Below are 17,242 nucleotides of genomic sequence, written 5' to 3'. Positions count from 1 at the left end.
GATGCCTCCCGGCCATTAGCTCGCCCGGTGCACTCCGGGCTATTAGGGGGGAAGGTGCCCCTACATCTGGTACCGAATGCCGAACAGGATCACGCGGCCATAGTGGTTGTTTTCATAGTTCCGGCCCACATAGAGGTCGGTGAAACGCTCACGATAGTCGTCGGTCAGGTTGATGCCCTCGAGCGACAGTTCGATATTGTCCGTCAGCGCATAGCGAAGCGCCGCATCTACGTTCATCGAGCTGTTGTAACCCTCGAACCGGTTGCCGGTCGCGCTCGTGGCATCGATATAGCCACTGCGGTAAGCCACCGACACACGCGCCGAGAACTTTTCATCCTCATAATAGAGCGTACCGTTTGCCGACCGCTTCGAGAGACCAAACAGGCGTTCGGTGATCACTTCGCTGCCAAGCGACGGGAAGGAAGCCACGGATGCATCCGTACCCGGGGTGCCAACGGTATAGTCCACATCGCTGTCCACGAGGGTCAGGTTGAGGATGGTGCCGAAGCGGCTCCAGATACCTGGCAGGAAGGTGAACGGTGTCTGGATCGAGAATTCAGCACCTTTGAGCGTACCGCCCGGACCATCACCCGTGGTGCGGATTTCCCATGGGCGACCTTCCGGCGCATCGGCTGCAGGCGACCCCGGCGGGATCAGCGACAGCGGCAGGCCGGTCGAGGCATAGGTGCCCTGAATGGTGGTCGAGATCGGGAAGCTCTTGATGTCTTTCGCGAACAGCGCAACGGATGCGATGGCCTGCTCGGCGAAATAATACTCGAACGACACGTCAAAGGTGGTTGCGCGGTAAGGGTTCAGGTTCGGGTTACCGGAGGTAACGCGGTAGTTGAAGCCGTCCACGCTACCGCCCGGTGTCAGGCTGCCGAGGCTTGGGCGTGTGATAACCTTGGCGATGGAGCCACGGATCGCGAATTTCTCAGTCGGCCAGATGGCGATGTTGGCAGATGGCAGCCAGTCGTCATAGGACCGCTCAACCGTTACCTCGGCACCGTTGTTCCAGCCGCGTGATTTCTGGTCGGTATGCGCGTAGCGCACGCCGCCGTTCATCATCACCATCATGCCGCCAACTTCGGTTTCGGCGTTCAGTTGGACGTAACCGCCCTTCACGGTTTCGGTCACACCACGGTCTTCGCCCTGACGGAAGGCAGCTTCGCGGCCATAGAGATCGATCTGGTCTGCTGCCGCGTCGATATCAGGAATGATCCAGCTTGTCGTGGTGCCGGATGGTTGGCCCGCGTCGCCCAGCTCAAAGAGCTGCGCAATACCGTTCGTTACCTGCGCGCCGTATGTACCCGGCTCACACGCGAAAGCGGAGCAGTAGCTGCTGTCGCGGCGGTAACCCACGGTGTCGAACTTGAAGCGGCGGTACATGGCGCCGGTTTCAACAGTGACACTATCGCTCATATCCCATTCGGTATCGAGGGCAAGCGTGCGGAACTTGTTGGTGAGGAAGGACGGGCGATCACGGAACTCCGCGAACTGGAACGCTGACGCATCGTCAATGCCCGGGCCAAAGGTCAGCACCGGGTGCTGCATGTCCGAATAGTCGTAGCTGTAGTTTGTTGCATCGCGGTCGTCGAAGATGATCGTGGTCTCAACCGGGATATCAGCATCGGACTGCGAGAAACCACCCAGAACCTGGAACCGGAACGTGTCGGACACATCCTGCTCCCAACGGCCGGAAAGCTGGTAGAATTCGGTTTCGCTGTCGCGGCGGTAAGCTTCTGTGCGCACCCACGCGTTATCCACGGTGGCGGAGATCATGTTGCCATCGCCGTCAAGCGTATAGTCGGTGATGTCCATCGTGCCTTCGTTGCCGCGGAACAGTACCTCGCCCCAGCTTTCTTCACGGCGCTCCTTGAAGCGGGAATACAGGCCGTCGATGGAGATCGTTGTGCTTTCGCTCGGCGCAAACTGGACGGAACCGGTGGCACCCAGACGCTCACGGTCGTGGCTAATTTCGCCGTAACGCGGGATACGCGGGTGGAAGGCGAGCGCTGCTTCATCACAGCCCGTGCTTGGCACATAAGCGCCGCTATCAAAGCAATTCACGCCCTCGACGGAGCGGAAACGAGCTTGTTGCCAGCGCACGCTGTTGTTGCCCATCTCAAGTGTCTTGTAATCCGCATAGGCAAGCGATGCGGAGATACCGAAGGTCTTGTCATCATTGACCCAGGAACCGAGGGTCGCAATACGCGGCGACAGGTCTTCGCTCAGGTCGTTATACTGGCCTTTAGCGGACGCCACGAAAGAGAAGCCCTCTTTGTAGGAGAGCGGGTTGCCTGTGTTGAGGTCAACAACCGCACCAAGAGAGCCTTCATCAAGCGACGGCGCCGCCGTTTTGTGCACCACGATCGAGTTGAAAAGCTCGGATGCGAAAACGTTGAAGTCGAATGCGCGGTCACGGTTGGCAGATGCGCCGTCCGTGGACGTCGCGATCGTTTCCATACCGTTCAGGCGTACCCGCGTGAACTGTGCGCCAAGACCACGAACCGTGATGGCGCGGCCCTCACCGGCGTCACGCTGGATGGCAATACCAGGCACACGCTGCAGTGCTTCCGCGAGGTTCTGGTCAGGGAATTTTGCAATGTCTTCGGCAACGATTGCGTCAACAGCGCCAACAGCGTTTTTCTTGACGTTCAGGGCTGCTTCAAGACTGCTGCGGTAGCCGGTAACGGTAATTTCTTCGAGATCGCTGACAGTTGATGCCGTGTCAGCGTCTTGCGCCAAAACGGTGCTTGGGAGCGCAGCCGCGGCGACCATGGACGAAAGCGCAGTGCCGAAAAAGAACGCACTGCGGCCCTTGTTTGTGAGAATCCTCATCTGATTAACCTCCCCAGGTTATAGCGCTGAATACTCCCCCGAGGAGCACTGCGCCAATTGTGAACCTTCCACTCTGGAAATCCAGAATTCACTTGCCTCTTCCCAAAGGCGGTGACCTAGTGACACCGGTGTCATTAATCGTGATACCGGTGTCATTCCCCCATCTTATAACGCAAACAATTTTCACCGACAAGTGTTTTGCAACAAAAATGACACCGGGGTCATTGTTAGCTGGCCTAGATTTAGCCTCAGCCGCGGAAGAGCGCGCAGTGCTGTGGGCGCAAAGGTGTTGTCGTTTTTTGCGGTTTTTGTCGGCCCATCCATAACCGTTTGACAAACGGCCATGCGCCTGGACCTGCAGCGACGGCGCTAAAATGGATGATATTCCATGCCGGTACCGGCTGGTCCATACGTACCGGCGGGCGAATCGGCATACCGTCATGGTGATGACACGAAATATTGCGATCGTGGGTGGTGACTGTGGTACAATGGCCCTGCCGTAGACTCCACACTGTTTTACCCTTCAGCACAGGAGCAGCACATGACCCAACTTTCACACGAGCAAATCGCCCAGCGCAGTTTCATGATCTGGGAACAGGAAGGCCGCCCAAGTGGCCAGGCCCTCGACCACTGGTTACAGGCGGAGCGTGAACTCACGGAACTTTTCTCCCCGCGGAAAAAGGCGACCGCCGCACCAAAGAAGCGCATCAAAGCCGCCGGTACGGAAAAGACCAAAAAGGCGACCAAGACCACAAAACCAAAAGCCAGCAAACGCGTGGCCAAAAAGGCATAGCCCCTCACCGGACAGCAGACTTGGGCTGCCATCACCAAGGGCCGGAGAAGGGTCGGCCCTTGTAGCATCGCCTCAGCCAAGCGGGCGAGCGCAACGGGGTTGGCATAGGTCTTGTCTACCGGTCCCACACCTGACATGATCAGGGAATTCTCCGCCAGATTGACACGTTCTGTTAAGATGTCCGTGTTAGCTTCATAGCCGGATTATTTTTGATGCCTACTTACGGGACCGTATGATCAAAGAGTTGTACCAGTGTATTGTCATCGACCATGATATTAAACTGGTCCTGTTGGCCGCAGTTATCTGCGCGCTCGCTTCCTTCACATCTGTAAGCCTTGCACTACGCGCGGAAGAGACCGATGGCGCTGCCCGGTCGCGCTGGCTTCTTCTCACCGCACTGGCATCTGGCGTTGGCATCTGGGCGACCCACTTCATTGCCATGCTGGCCTATGATATCGGCCTCGCCAAAAGCTACGATCTTCTCCCCACACTGCTGTCGGTGGTGATTGCCATTGTCCTGATGGGTCTCGGCTTCGGCTCCTATCTGCGCAACCGGTCGGGTAGCGGCCTTGTGACAGGCGGTGCCATCATCGGCCTTGGCATTGGTGCCATGCACTATACCGGCATGTCCGGCCTGCACGTCTGGGGCGTGATGAGCTATGACAAGGTCTGGATCGCCCTATCCTTTATTCTCGGCATCACTGGTGCCATCGGCACCCTGCACCTCCTGAAGAAACTGTCAGGACCACGCCAGCTCATTCTGACGTCTATCGCCCTGACTCTCGCGATTTGCGGGCTGCACTTTTCCGGCATGACCGCGCTCAGTGTGCAGGCGGACCCTTCGGCCACTGCGCATGAGGGTGTGGTGTCAGATTCGGTGCTGGCCATGTTCGTGACCCTCGCAACCGTTCTGATCCTGGCCCTCAGCCTCATTGGCGCGACGCTCGACCGCCACATGGCCGAGCGCCGCGCACAGGAAACCCGTCGCCTGCGCGGCCTTGCGAACGCTGCGATGGAAGGTATTGTGCTCCTCGACAGCGAAGGCCGCATCGTGGACGCCAATTTCAGTTTCCTGGGCCTGTGCGGCCGTCATCTCGCCACGCTTAAAGGCATGTCCTTCGCTGTCTGTTTCCAGAACCTGAAGTTCGGCGCTGGTCACCGGTCCGCCGGTTATATGAACGACGCCATCCTGATCGGTACCGAAGGCCGCGAGATCCCGACCGAGATTTTCTTCCGCCCAGTGCCTGACCATTCGGACGCGCGCACCGTCGCCATCGTGCGCGACATTCGCGAACGCCACGCAGCGGAACAGCGCATTGACTATCTTTCAAGCCACGACAGCGTAACCGGCCTTGCCAACCGCCTTCTGGTGCCGGACCGGCTGGCCCACTCTTTCAACGTGGCGCGCAATTCGGGCAAGAAAGTCGCCCTTCATTTCATCGATGTGGACTCGTTCAAGGACCTGAACATCCGCCTTGGCCATTCGGGCGGCGACGCAGTACTCAAAGCTGTCGCGAGCCGCATTAAGGAAGCAGCCCGCGAGGTCGACCTCGTGGCCCGAATCTCCGCCGACCAGTTCTGCATCGTGCAGGACGAAATCGAAAGCGGTGAGGGTGCGGACTTCCTTGCTCTCAAGGTACGGCAAAAGCTCTCGAAACCCATAGAGGTACAGGGCGAAAGCCTGCACGTGACCGCCTGCACCGGCATTGCGCTTTACCCTGATGACGCCACGGAGGTGGAAGACCTGCTGCTCCGCGCCGAAATCGCCATGAAGCGCGCGAAGGGCGAAGGCCGTGACCGCTATAGCTTCTTTGAGCATGCCATTGACGAAAAACTCGAGGAACGCCGCGCGCTCAAGCAGGACCTGGAAGGTGCCATTGAGCGCGGCGAAATGTTCCTTGTTTATCAGCCACAATATCTCACCGCTGACGAAGCGCTGGTTGGCTTTGAGGTACTGCTGCGCTGGAAGCACCCGGTCAAGGGCATGATTTCCCCGGCCGAGTTTATCCCGCTCGCGGAAGAAAGCGGTATCATCAACGAGATCAGTGTCTGGCTCCTTAATGAGGCGTGCCGCGAGGCGGCGTCATGGGAAGTGCCGGTCGGCATTGCGGTTAACCTGTCGCCCGTTCAGTTCCTTGAGGAAGGACTGGTGGATATGGTTGCCCGCAAACTGCGCAAACACGGCCTGTCGCCGGACCGGCTCGAATTCGAGATTACAGAGGGTGTGCTAATTGCCGACGAAGGCAAAGCGCTGTCCATCCTGACCGAGCTCAAGGCCCTTGGCATTCGCCTGGCGATGGACGATTTTGGCACCGGCTACAGCTCGCTCAGCTATTTGCAGAATTTCCCGTTCGACAAACTCAAGATCGACCGCGCCTTTGTCATGCAGATGGCCGAAAGCACACATTCCGCAGGTATCGTGAAAGGCGTGATCGGTCTCGCCCACGGTCTTGGTATCCCGGTGCTGGCTGAAGGGGTGGAAACCACCACCCAGCTTGAAATGCTCAAAGCCAACCGCTGCGACGAAGTGCAGGGCTTCCTCCTTGGCCGCCCGGAACGCATCGAGACCTATGCAAGCGATGTTGGCCGCCAAAAATCCTACTCTGGCCGTTCAGCCTGACGCCACGCGTCCTCACTTCATCGCAAATCTCAAATCCTCGTCAACATTCAGATTGCGTTCATCTTGAGCATGCTCTAAAGCGCCATCGCTTCTTTTTTCGTACTACGACGGAAGAGATACCTGATGAGCGGTCGGGCCCATGCCTTGCCGCCAATAAGCGATAATAACAGCAATAAAAGGCATATAAGAATGAACGAGAATAACGGTGGCGCAATCGCCACTTTGGCAGCAGACCTAACCACACAAACTGTCGCGGCAAACTTTGTCTATATCCCCGGTTCCTCAAGCGCCGACTTCATCAAGGGCGGTGCTGAGGACAATGAAATCCTGGCTCTCTCCGGCAACGATACCATTATCGCGGGCGGCGGGAACGATTCCGTGCTCGCGGGGTCCGGCAACGACATTGTCTATGCGGGCAAGGATGACGCAGGCAACGACATCATTGCAGGCGGCGCGGATGACGACATCCTTTATGGCGGCGCGGGCGACGATTTCCTGATCGGCGGTAACGCACAAACCTGGAGCGGCGACACGGGCCACGACACGCTTTATGGCGGCGCAGGCGATGACCGCCTGCTCGCAGGTCACTGGATTGACCAGAACGGCAATGACCAGTTTGACGTGAACGAAGCGAAACAGGGCGATATGGCCAGCACGCTTTGGGGTGGTGCAGGCAACGACCGCCTGCTCGGCAGCACGAAAAGCGACCTCCTCGGTGGCGGCAGCGGCAATGACACGCTTTCGGCAGGTGATGGTGACGACACACTTTATGCCGGCAGCGGCAACGACCTCGCCATTGGTGCTGCGGGGGATGACACCATCTTTGGCGGCGCTGGCACCGATAGCCTTGATGGCGGCGCGGGGGACGATGTGCTGTGGGGCGGAGCGGGCGATGACCAGCTGCTCGGAGGTGACGGCGCAGACCGGTTCGCCTTCGGCAACAATGTGGGCGACGATACCGTTACCGACTTCGATACCGACACCGACACACTCGACCTTCGTTCCGGTGATTTTGGCTTCGATAGCCTTGATGACATCCTGGCGGCATCAGGTGAGGCCGTGGTGAATGGTCAAGAGGGTTTGATGATCGACCTCGGCGCAGATGGAAGCATCTTCCTCGTCGGGCTTTCGCTCGACGACTTTGGCGATATCACGCTGCTTTTCTAGGCTCAGATAAAAGAACCGCAGGCCCTGCTTTCAGCGGAAGGCGGGGCCATGCACCCAGGCGGCGAGGGAAAAACGGCGGCCGGATGTTACCGGCGACACATGATGGAGCACGAAGCTCGGGAACGCGATCAAGGCGCCTTGGGTAACCGGCATTTCCTTCACGTCACCGCCCGCGTTGATCTCAAGCCGCCCCCCTTCATAGTCAGCCGGGTCGCTAAGCTGCACCACAATGCTGAGCTTGCGGCTCATGGTCGTGCCTGATGTGCCGATATCAATGTGCCAGTCGTAGAAATCGCCGCGCGAAGCACCGTCCACCGCACCGTCATACTGAAGGAGCTGGAAGCCCTCGTCAAAGCCGTCGAGTGCAAAGGGGAAATGCTCGCGGTTGAGGTCAGATAGTGCGCGCACAAGCTTGGCTGTCAGCCAAGGCAGTTCGTCGTCATCAAGCCACAGTGCACCAGCCGAGCGCACCGCATGCTCGCTCATGCCGCCCGCAAGACGTGCTCGTGCCATCATGTGCTCTGCCGCATACTGCTGCAGCAGCGCACATTCATCCGCGTTCAAAAAGCCATGAAGGATCGCCGGCTCAAGGCTGAAAGCCTGCCGCACGCCGCCCATGGGCCGCGCAAAAGCGATATCGCCGCGGGGCGCCATGATGCTTAACAGAAGTCCAGTTCGTATTTCTCGCGCAGGGCCATCACATCAGCGACGGTAACCCCGTATTTTTGCGCAATATCCTCGAACGACTGGTCGCAGCTTATTTCCGCCTCGAGCATGACCTCACTCAGCGGCCACTGTACATCGAAGGGTTGGGACGGGTTTTCGCCATAGCCGTAAGACGGACCATCCACATAAAGTTCTGCACGGCGCACTCTGGTATTCCTTGTGAATTAACGCACTCCTTTTGTTCTGCTCCTGTCTTTAGTATTTGAAAAGCGGATATATTTGATAGATAATATCGGCATTTCCGATACTTGAGCAAAAGCATGGATATAACGCAGGCCCGCACCTTCCTCGCCGTTCTTGAAACCGGCTCCTTCCTGCATGCTGCCGAGCGGGTGAATGTGGCGCAGTCGACCGTCAGCACCCGCATTCGTGCGCTGGAAGATGCACTCGGGCAGGAGCTTTTCATTCGCAACAAATCGGGCGCGACACCAACCCCGGTGGGACGCGAATTTGCCCGTCACGCAGCCGCCATTGTACGCATGTGGGACCAGGCCCGCCTCACCCTTGCCCTGCCGGAAGACCAGCAGCGCCGCCTTACCCTTGGTGGCCAGCCCAGCCTTTGGGACGGCTTCCTGTTGCGCCTGCTGCCGTGGCTCAGGACCCACATGCCGGAACTGGCTGTGCGCGCGCAAATGACTGCCTCCTCCCCCGCGCTTATGCAGCAACTGCTGGACGGCCTTCTGGATATGGCCGTGCTGTACCGCCCTGTCGCCCGCCCGGGTATCATCATCCGGCAGATATTTGAGGAGCATCTGGTGCTTGTCACCAGCGACAAACACAGCGGCGGGCCGAGTAGCGGCAACTATATCTTTGTCGACTGGGGGCCCGAGTTTCAGGCCGATCATGCCCTCAATTTCCCCGATAATGCTATCCCGCCCCTTAACTTGAACGTGGGTTCGCTCGGCATCTCCTTCCTTTTGGAAAACAAGGCATCCGGCTATTTCCCGGAGCGTATTGCGGCACCCTTTCTGGCACAAGGCGACCTTACGCTCGTGGCACACGCACCCAGCTTCACCTATCCCGTCTATGCAGCCTACCCCGAAGACCATGACGCTGAATTGATGGCGACGATCTTTGAGGGCATTGAGACCGTTGCACAGCGCACACCCACGGTTATTTAAACTCAAGTATCTGAAAAGATTATATTATATCGAATTTGTAATTTTTTATTCCTTGACTGATCATTTTTGTATAAATTATTCCAAACGGCGGTATGGGGCCGCCAGAGGCTAGTTTACAGGTCAACACATGAAGTCGCCCGAGTTTGAAAGTCCCGTCCATGACGTTCTGGTCATCGGCGCGGGCATGGCTGGCGCATCGGTCGCCGCCCATCTTGCCGAAAAGTGTCCAGAAAATTTCAGCGTCCACCTGATTGAACGCGAAGATCAACCCGGTTACCACTCCACCGGTCGGTCTGCTGCGCTGTTTTCCGAGATCTATGGCAGCGCGCCTGTACGTGCGCTAACGCGTGCGAGCCGCGCCTTCCTTGAACACCCGCCCGAAAGCTTCGCCGCCCACACACTGCTGGAGCCGCGGCCAACGGTATTTGTGGCAACCGCCGCGCAGGCTGAAGCCTTTGACGTGATGCAACAGCAGGAAGATATCAAAGCCGGCACGCGCTGGATCAGCCCGGCGGAGGCCGCTGCGCTGTGCCCTATCCTACGCGCCGATGAGTTGATCGGCGCACTGATTGAAGACGCCTCGGCGGATATTGACGTGCACGGCCTGCATCAGGGCTACCTCAAGCGCTTCCGTGCGCTCGGTGGCGCGCTCACGCTTGGTGCAGATGTTGAAGCCATCACGCGTGAAGGCGAGCTTTGGCAGGTGAAAACCCGCGTGGGTACTTTCGTAGCAAAAACCGTGGTGAATGCGGCAGGTGCGTGGGCCGGTCAGATCGGCGCGCTTGCGGGCGCACAGGATATCGGCCTGATGCCGAAACGCCGCACCGCTATTCTGGTCGAGCCGCCAGCGGGCATGAACCCGGCGCGCTGGCCGATGATCATGGATGTGGGCGAGGAATTTTACTTCAAGCCGGACGCAGGCATGCTGCTCGTCTCACCATGCGACGAGACCGAGAGCCCGGCCTGCGACGCACAACCGGAAGAGCTGGATGTCGCCATTGCCGCCGACCGGGTAATGACCGCCACCACCTTGCAAATTCGCCGCGTGAGCCACAGCTGGGCGGGCCTGCGCAGTTTTGTCGCCGACCGCACCCCGGTTTCAGGCTATGATCCGAAGCTCAAAGGTTTCTTCTGGCTCGCAGGCCAAGGCGGTTACGGTATTCAGACCGCGCCCGCAATGGCCGAACTGGCAGCCAGCCTTATCCTTGACGGCACGGTGCCTGCGCGCCTCGCGGACTTTGGTGTCGACGCATCAGCGCTCGCACCTGACCGGCTGCTGGCGTCAGGCTGAGGGAAACGCACAAAGGGGGGAACGATGGTGAAACGGTATCAGGGACTATGGGTCGCGCTCACGATAAGCGTCAGCCTTGGCACTGCCAGCGCCGAGCCCCCAAAAGGGTTTGATGCCGCCTGGCAAAGTGTGACCGAGCGTTTTGACGCCCGCATGGATGAGGTGGGCAGCGTTGGTGGCACCCTTGTGTTCCTCGAGGACGGCAACATCATCGCCCGCCACCTGCGCGGCGATGCCGACCTAGAGAGCGGCCGCAAGATAGATGCCGACAGCATTTTCCACTGGGCTTCCATCACCAAGACCTTTACCGCCACCGCGCTGATGCAGCTGCGCGACCGTGGCAAGCTTTCGCTCGACGATCCCATCGTCAAATACCTGCCGGAAGTGCGGCAGGTACATAACCCCTATGGCCGTATGGAAACCATCACCCTGCGCCAGCTTATCAGCCACGTGGGCGGCTTCCGCTCCGGCACTTTCCCATGGGGCTGGGGCGAGGACTGGTACCCGTTTGAGCCGCACGAGTGGTCTCAGGTCGCGGCCATGATGCCCTACACGCGCATCCACTTCGAGCCCGGCAGCCGGTACGCCTACTCGAACCCCGGCATCAGCATGCTGGGCCGCGTGGTGGAGATTGTGAGTGGGGACACGGTGGAGGAATATATCACCAAGAATATTCTTATGCCGCTCGGCATGACCCGCAGCTATTTTGACACCACGCCCTACCACCTGCTGCCTGAGCGCGCGAACAGCTACGCCATCAAGGACGGTGCGCCGGTTCCCTTCGGTCTTGATTTCGACACGGGCGCCACAAGCGGTAATGGCGGCCTCAATGCCCCGGTAGCGGACATGGTGAAATGGCTGAATTTCTGGTTGGGGCTAGACAGCAGCTCGCCCGCCATTCTCAAGCGCGAGACTCTGGACGAGATGTGGCAAACCCTCTACCGCACCGATGATGCGTCGGTGGAGGAATATGTCGGCATGGTGTTTTTCACCATCAACGCCAAGGCGCCGGGTAGCAGCAAGCCGTTCCGTCTTGTCGGTCACACCGGCGACCAGGCTGGCTTCACCGCCTTTGTCTATGTGAACCCTGAAACGAAAACAGCCGCCATTTATAATAACAACACAGCGGATGATGCCTCCTTCCGCACGCGGGAGATCATCCGCGCGGATGTGATGGAACATCTGTTCCCGCTGTTCCTTAGGAAGAGGAAAAACTGATGCGCCGCCTGATCACCGCACTCGCGGCCTCCGCCCTGCTGGCCAGCAGCGCCCTCGCCGACAGCACACTTTTCACCAATGCACAAATCGTTGACGGTACCGGCGCTGAAGCCTTCATGGGCGACGTGCTGGTGACAGACGGTTTGATTGCTGAAATCTACGCGCCCGGCGAAGGCAAGGCGGAAAATGCGGCGGTGATTCACGCCAAAGGCCGTGTGCTCGCGCCCGGTTTCATTGACCTCCATACCCACGGTGATCCGCTCAAAACCTCCTTCGCCAATTTCCTGGCCATGGGAGTCACTACCGTAACATTGGGCATGGACGGCTCCAGCGACGGGCTGGACGTGGATTGGAAGGCCCGCGCGGGCACGCAAGGCCTTGAGCTCAACGTCATTCCCATGACTGGGCACGGCACCGTGCGCCAGATGGCTGGCATCGGCGACGGCGTGCGGGCGTTGACGTCCGCGCAAAAAGACGCGCTCAAAGCCGCCATGGCGCAGGAGCTGGCTGACGGTTCGTTCGGCCTTTCGATGGGGCTTGAATATGTGCCCGGCGTCTATTCGGACGCCGCTGAGATGAAAGCGCTCGGTGATGTGATCACCGATCATGACGCCATCATCATGAGCCATATGCGCAGCGAGGATGACGCGGATGTGGAAGATGCCATTGATGAGCTTGTCGCCATGGCGCCCACAGGCCGTGTGCATATTTCCCACCTCAAGGTGGTGTACGGCAAGGGCGAGGACCGCGCCGATGACCTGCTTGCCTTCATGGAAGGCAAGCGTGCGTCGGGCACAAAGCTGAGCGCTGACATCTACCCCTATGCCGCCAGCTTCACCGGCATCGGCATCCTGTTCCCCGAGTGGGCACTACCACCAACGGACTATAAAGCCGTGCGCGCGGAGCGTGAGGATGAGTTGATCGCCTACCTGAATGCCCGCATTACCAAACGCGGCGGGCCCGAAGCGCTGCTTTTCGGCACCAAACCTTTTGCGGGACAAACGCTCGCCGACGCTGCCAGAGCTGGAGGCAAGGATCCTGCGCATCTTATCGCCGACCTTGGCCCTCGTGGTGGGTCCGCCGCGCATTTTGTCATGGACCGCAAGCTCGTCGACCGGCTTGTGATAGCACCCGAAGTCGCGCTCTCGACTGACGGCAGCCCCACCATGCGCCACCCGCGTGGCTACGGCACCTATGCCCGGTTGTTTGAGTATTATGTTGAATGCGGGCATGGGCTCAGCCTCGAAGCCGCCATCCATAAAGCCAGCGGCCTGCCTGCGGAAATCATGAAGCTGAAAGGCCGCGGCATCATCAAGCCCGGCATGAAAGCGGACCTTGTCCTCTTTGACCCAACACAGGTGCAGGAGAAAACCAGCTTCGTCAGCCCGCACGAAAACGCCACCGGATTCGACCTTGTGATGGTAGGCGGCGTCATAAGCTATTCCAATAACCAGCCCACAGGCGCACGGCCCGGCCATGTGCTGAAGCCAGAATAAATAGCTATTCCGTAACGGAAAAGGGAATATGGCTTGACGATATTGGAATAATATATTCAATATGACTTGCGGGCCGGTGCCCGATTTTGAATAATGTATTCAGGTCATCCACAGAACCCTAGCGCACAGGTCCGCACCCATGCATAGACAGCCTTTGAAAACACTCCTTCTCAAATCCAGGGCTGTCTCTGCAGCTGCGGGGCTCCTCCTGTCCCTTGCACCCGCCACCATGGCACATGACGCGCTTCCCCCCACCGCGCGCCATGAACTGGATGCCATCGTGGCTGGCAAGGTGCCCGGTTCCCCACAAATCAGCGGGTTACAGATGGTTGTCATCAAGGACGGGAAGGCGACATTTGAATATGCCGCCGGGATCGCGCGGGTGGACGGGGAGAAGAGCATTCCCCTTAACCTCGACCACAAGGTCCGTATCGCATCCATTTCCAAACTGGTGGCAACCATCGGCCTGATGCGGCTGGTAGAAGCCGGCAAGGTGAATTTGGACACCGACGTGTCGGACTATCTTGGCTTCAAGCTTCGCAACCCCAACTTCCCGAATGATCAAATCACGCTGAGGGAAATCCTGTCTCATTCTTCCAGCATCCGGGACGGAGACTATTACTGGCTGAAGGGCGGTGAAGAGTTCGAGGAATTTTTCAAACCCTACGGCAAACATTATGACGGCGGCGCACATTTCGCACACGGCGGCAACAAGGGTCCGGGTGAATATTTCACCTATTCAAACCTCAACTTCGGCATCATGGCCGGGGTGATCGAGAAGGTCACCGGCCAACGTTTCGACCGCTACATGCGCGAAAGCGTGCTTGAGCCCCTTGGCCTGAGCGCGAGTTATAATGTGTGCGATGTCAGCGCCAACGAGCCAGAAACCATGGCCAGCCTGTTCCGCAAGCGCGACGAGGACGGCAACTGGCGCCCGGAGGGCGACTGGGTACCGCAACTCGACGACAAACGTTTCTCCTGCTACTACGGTATGGAGCCTGTGGCGCGCGGCGAAGCGCCCGGCGCTATCCTTGAAGATTACACGCCGGGGCAGAACCCCACGCTTTTCTCCCCACAAGGGGGCCTGCGCGCCTCTGCCCGCGATCTCGCGAAAGTGGCGCAGCTGCTGCTCGCGGGTGGCGAGACCACAGATGGCAAACGCCTCCTCGACCCACAAACCGTGGGCGAAATGGCGCAGCCGATCTGGGTTTATGATGCACGCGCCGAGAACGGCAACACCACCGGCGAAGACCTGGACCCGAACGGCCCGTCAAAACGCCTGATGAACGCTTACGGCCTTTCGACCCATGTCGTTGATCTGCGCGACTGGGGCGTGAGCGACGACAGCCATGTGCTTGTTGGCCACCTTGGCGACGCCTACGGCCTGATGGGCCAATTCTGGATCGACTTTGAAAATAACGCAGCGCTCATCGCGCTCATCACCGGCACAGCGGACGACCCGGCAGCCGGCACCGGCATTACGCCGATGTACCGCGCGGAAGACGAAGTGCTGCGCTGGTGGTGGCGCTGGTTTGGCAACAAGGCCGACGATTGAGCGCGCGGGCGACGGTAAACCGGCCCGCGCACCGTAATGCTTGAGTTAAGGCTGCTTTCAGCCTAAACGAATGAAGGAGAGGGAGTTTGGCACACCATCAGGGGCGAACAGGTTTCGTCCACCACGGTGCGACACAAGGCGGGGTGAGCGGTTCATATGAACGATTGTTTGGCAAATATCCGGCGGGCAGTGAGCGGCATGTCTGCAAATGAACGTAAGCTGGCCGAGTTTATCCTGAACAACGCACCACTCCTGAGGGACTATTCCTCCCAGCAGCTCGCCGAAGCCGTTGGTGTCAGCCAGTCGAGCGTCGTCAAATTCAGCCAGAAACTCGGGTACCGCGGTTATCCCGCGCTCAAGCTTGCTGTCAGCGAGGAGCTGGCGCGTGGCAGCGCTCAGGTGGACATCAGCCAGATCCCGACACCAAGCCCGGTTGAGGGTGGCGGCACCATCTTTGAAGAGCTGGCGCAAACCAAAGCCGACGTTGTGCGCTCAATCGCCGAACTGAATAGCGAACATGCTCTGCTTGAAGTCGTGCGCACCATTGAGCAAGCCAACCGCATCCAGTTTGTGGCGGCCGGCGGTTATTCGCTTGTGGTGAAGGACTTCGCGCTCAAACTTATGATCATGGGCAAGTCGGTGGTGGCGGAAAGCGACCCCTTTGTGCAGCGCGCTAACCTCGCATCCATGCGCCGCGGCGATGTGCTGTTTGCGCTCTCGGTCTCGGGCCAGAACGCGCATGTGAACGAGCTTGCGGAAGCGGCCAAGGAAGCCGGGCTGACCATTGTCTCGCTCACCAAATATGATGTGAACCCGCTGAGCCTGATGGCTGACTATAGCCTCTTCACTTTTGACGACCGCGCAGCGACACAGTTTGGCGGCGCACCTCATATTGTGGCTCGCGTTGCGCTGCAACACCTGATTGATGCGCTTTATATGGTGCTTTCAAGCCGCGACACCCACGGACGTGAGCTGCTGATCCTTAGCCAGCGTGCAGTCGAAAACCTCTAAAGGCCCGCCCAAAGACCAAGATCTCAGGCGGACCTTTCTTCCTTCTCGTCAATCACCTGCCACGGCGTGTCGAGGCCAATGAGGTCATCATAGGTTGGCCGTGGACGGATCACGCCAAAGCTGTCCCCCGCGATCATCACCTCAGGCACCAGAAGGCGGCTATTGTAGGTGCCGGCCATCACCGCGCCGTATGCGCCCGCGCCCAAGAAAGCGATCAGATCACCGGCTTTCACCTCAGGCACCACACGGCTTTTGGCGAAGGTGTCCCCGCTTTCACAAACGGGGCCCACGATATCATAGGACCGCACGGCGGTTGCCTTTGTCTTGAGCGGCTTTACGCCGTGATACGCGTCATACATGGCGGGGCGGATCAGGTCGTTCATCGCCGCATCGATAATCATGAAATCGCGACTTTCGCCTGACTTCACGTAAATCACTTCAGACAGCAGCACACCTGCCGCCCCCACCAGGGAACGACCGGGCTCAATAATCAGCCGGGCATCCAGACGCCCCAGGCATTCTTCAGCAAGTGCCGCAAGCGCCGCTTGGCTTGGCGGCACAGTGCCGTCTTCATAAGCGATGCCAAGGCCACCACCGATATCGATGCTTTCAAGCTTGATGCCGTCTTCTGCAAGCTCGGCCACCATTTCCGCGAGGCGGCTATACGCTTCGCGGTAGGGCTCCAGCGACAGCAGCTGGGAACCAATGTGCATGGCGATACCCTGCACGCGAATACCGGGCAGCGAACCGGCAAGCCGGTAACAGGCCCGGGCCCGCCGCCACGGGATACCGAACTTGTTTTCCGACTTGCCGGTCGCAATCTTTTCATGCGTGCGTGCGTCCACATCCGGGTTCACCCGAAGGGCAATACTGGCTTCAAGGCCCAAGCGCGCCGCCACTTTGCTGAGCGCCATCAGCTCAGGTTCTGATTCCACATTGAACTGGTAGATGCCTGCCTTAAGCGCAAATTCCATCTCGCTTGGCTTTTTTGCCACACCCGAGAATACGATGCGGCTTGTGGGCACACCTGCCTTGAGCGCACGACGAAGCTCGCCTTCAGAGACCACATCCGCCCCCGCACCAAGGGCGGCGAGCGTGCCGATCACCGCCTGGTTGGTGTTGGCCTTGACGGCATAACAGATCATGGTGCCGGGCAAGCACGCGAACGCATCCTCATACGCGCGGTAGGCGGCCTCGATGCGGCCACGCGAATAGCAATAAACCGGCGTGCCCATCACACTTGCGACAGTGGCAAGCTTCACGCCTTCCATCATCAGGTCGCCATCTTTATAGTCAGCCGCCATGGCCATGTTCCTCGCGCTGTCGGGACAATCGGGCCCGATACCATTATTGAATATATTATTCCTACAGGAATAATTGGCTTGAATACAACAGGAAACTTG

13 protein-coding genes are annotated in these 17,242 nt (G+C 58.9%); 9 read left to right on the top strand and 4 right to left on the bottom strand.

Translation table 11 applies throughout. From position 1 onward, the window contains the following. Positions 1-60 precede the first annotated feature (60 nt). A complete protein-coding gene (locus B150_RS0112010) occupies positions 61-2,841 on the bottom strand; it encodes a TonB-dependent receptor (RefSeq protein WP_020400177.1) in 2,781 nt (926 codons plus the stop codon). Positions 2,842-3,382: 541 nt separating this feature from the next. Here B150_RS0112010 and B150_RS20840 point away from each other — a divergent pair. The 3 genes from B150_RS20840 (at position 3,383) to B150_RS20835 (ending at position 7,421) form a co-directional block, all read left to right on the top strand. Beyond that, on the top strand, positions 3,383-3,634 hold the full coding sequence (locus B150_RS20840) for a DUF2934 domain-containing protein (protein ID WP_020400176.1): 252 nt from the start codon (positions 3,383-3,385) through the stop codon (positions 3,632-3,634). Positions 3,635-3,866: 232 nt separating this feature from the next. Then, on the top strand, positions 3,867-6,254 hold the full coding sequence (locus B150_RS0112000) for a bifunctional diguanylate cyclase/phosphodiesterase (RefSeq protein WP_020400175.1): 2,388 nt from the start codon (positions 3,867-3,869) through the stop codon (positions 6,252-6,254). Positions 6,255-6,443: 189 nt separating this feature from the next. After that, entirely contained in the window at positions 6,444-7,421 is a 978-nt protein-coding gene (locus tag B150_RS20835) for a calcium-binding protein (protein WP_020400174.1), read from the top strand. A 30-nt stretch (positions 7,422-7,451) separates the two neighbouring features. On the opposite strand, the gene B150_RS20830 is transcribed toward B150_RS20835, so the two are convergent. Next, on the bottom strand, positions 7,452-8,075 hold the full coding sequence (locus B150_RS20830) for a 2OG-Fe(II) oxygenase (protein WP_020400173.1): 624 nt from the start codon (positions 8,073-8,075) through the stop codon (positions 7,452-7,454). A 5-nt stretch (positions 8,076-8,080) separates the two neighbouring features. After that, positions 8,081-8,293 (bottom strand): hypothetical protein, encoded by a 213-nt coding sequence (locus B150_RS0111985; protein WP_020400172.1) that lies wholly within the window; start codon positions 8,291-8,293, stop codon positions 8,081-8,083. 114 nt (positions 8,294-8,407) lie between these two features. Between B150_RS0111985 and B150_RS0111980 the strand changes: the two genes are divergently transcribed. The 6 genes from B150_RS0111980 to B150_RS20825 all read left to right on the top strand — a co-directional run bounded on the left by B150_RS0111980 (position 8,408) and on the right by B150_RS20825 (position 15,839). After that, the gene (locus tag B150_RS0111980) at positions 8,408-9,268 is read left to right on the top strand and encodes a LysR family transcriptional regulator (protein WP_020400171.1); all 861 of its coding nucleotides are present in this window, start codon (positions 8,408-8,410) and stop codon (positions 9,266-9,268) included. Positions 9,269-9,395: 127 nt separating this feature from the next. Further along, positions 9,396-10,559: an NAD(P)/FAD-dependent oxidoreductase gene (locus tag B150_RS0111975; RefSeq protein ID WP_020400170.1), complete on the top strand. Its 1,164-nt coding sequence runs from the start codon at positions 9,396-9,398 to the stop codon at positions 10,557-10,559. A 24-nt stretch (positions 10,560-10,583) separates the two neighbouring features. Further along, entirely contained in the window at positions 10,584-11,777 is a 1,194-nt protein-coding gene (locus B150_RS0111970) for a serine hydrolase domain-containing protein (protein ID WP_020400169.1), read from the top strand. Continuing rightward, positions 11,777-13,273, top strand: coding sequence for an N-acyl-D-amino-acid deacylase family protein (locus B150_RS0111965; RefSeq protein ID WP_020400168.1), 1,497 nt, complete (start codon positions 11,777-11,779; stop codon positions 13,271-13,273). The genes B150_RS0111970 and B150_RS0111965 overlap by 1 nt, the downstream gene beginning before the upstream one ends. Positions 13,274-13,427: 154 nt before the next feature. Continuing rightward, positions 13,428-14,828 carry a serine hydrolase domain-containing protein gene (locus B150_RS0111960; protein ID WP_020400167.1) on the top strand — a complete coding sequence of 467 codons (1,401 nt, stop codon included), beginning with the start codon at positions 13,428-13,430 and terminating at the stop codon, positions 14,826-14,828. Positions 14,829-14,984: 156 nt separating this feature from the next. Then, positions 14,985-15,839, top strand: coding sequence for a MurR/RpiR family transcriptional regulator (locus B150_RS20825; protein ID WP_020400166.1), 855 nt, complete (start codon positions 14,985-14,987; stop codon positions 15,837-15,839). 23 nt (positions 15,840-15,862) lie between these two features. Here the strand turns inward: B150_RS20825 and lysA are convergent, their stop codons facing one another. Then, complete coding sequence (gene lysA, locus B150_RS0111950; protein ID WP_020400165.1) at positions 15,863-17,143, bottom strand: diaminopimelate decarboxylase; 1,281 nt, start codon at positions 17,141-17,143, stop codon at positions 15,863-15,865. Between the last annotated feature and the right edge of the window lie 99 nt (positions 17,144-17,242).

Origin of the sequence: Kordiimonas gwangyangensis DSM 19435 = JCM 12864, assembly GCF_000375545.1 — a bacterium.
In the GTDB taxonomy this organism is placed as follows: Bacteria; Pseudomonadota; Alphaproteobacteria; order Sphingomonadales; family Kordiimonadaceae; genus Kordiimonas; species Kordiimonas gwangyangensis.
The sequence above is the reverse complement of the archived record's forward strand: the minus strand, read 5'-3'. Positions and strand labels throughout refer to the sequence as shown.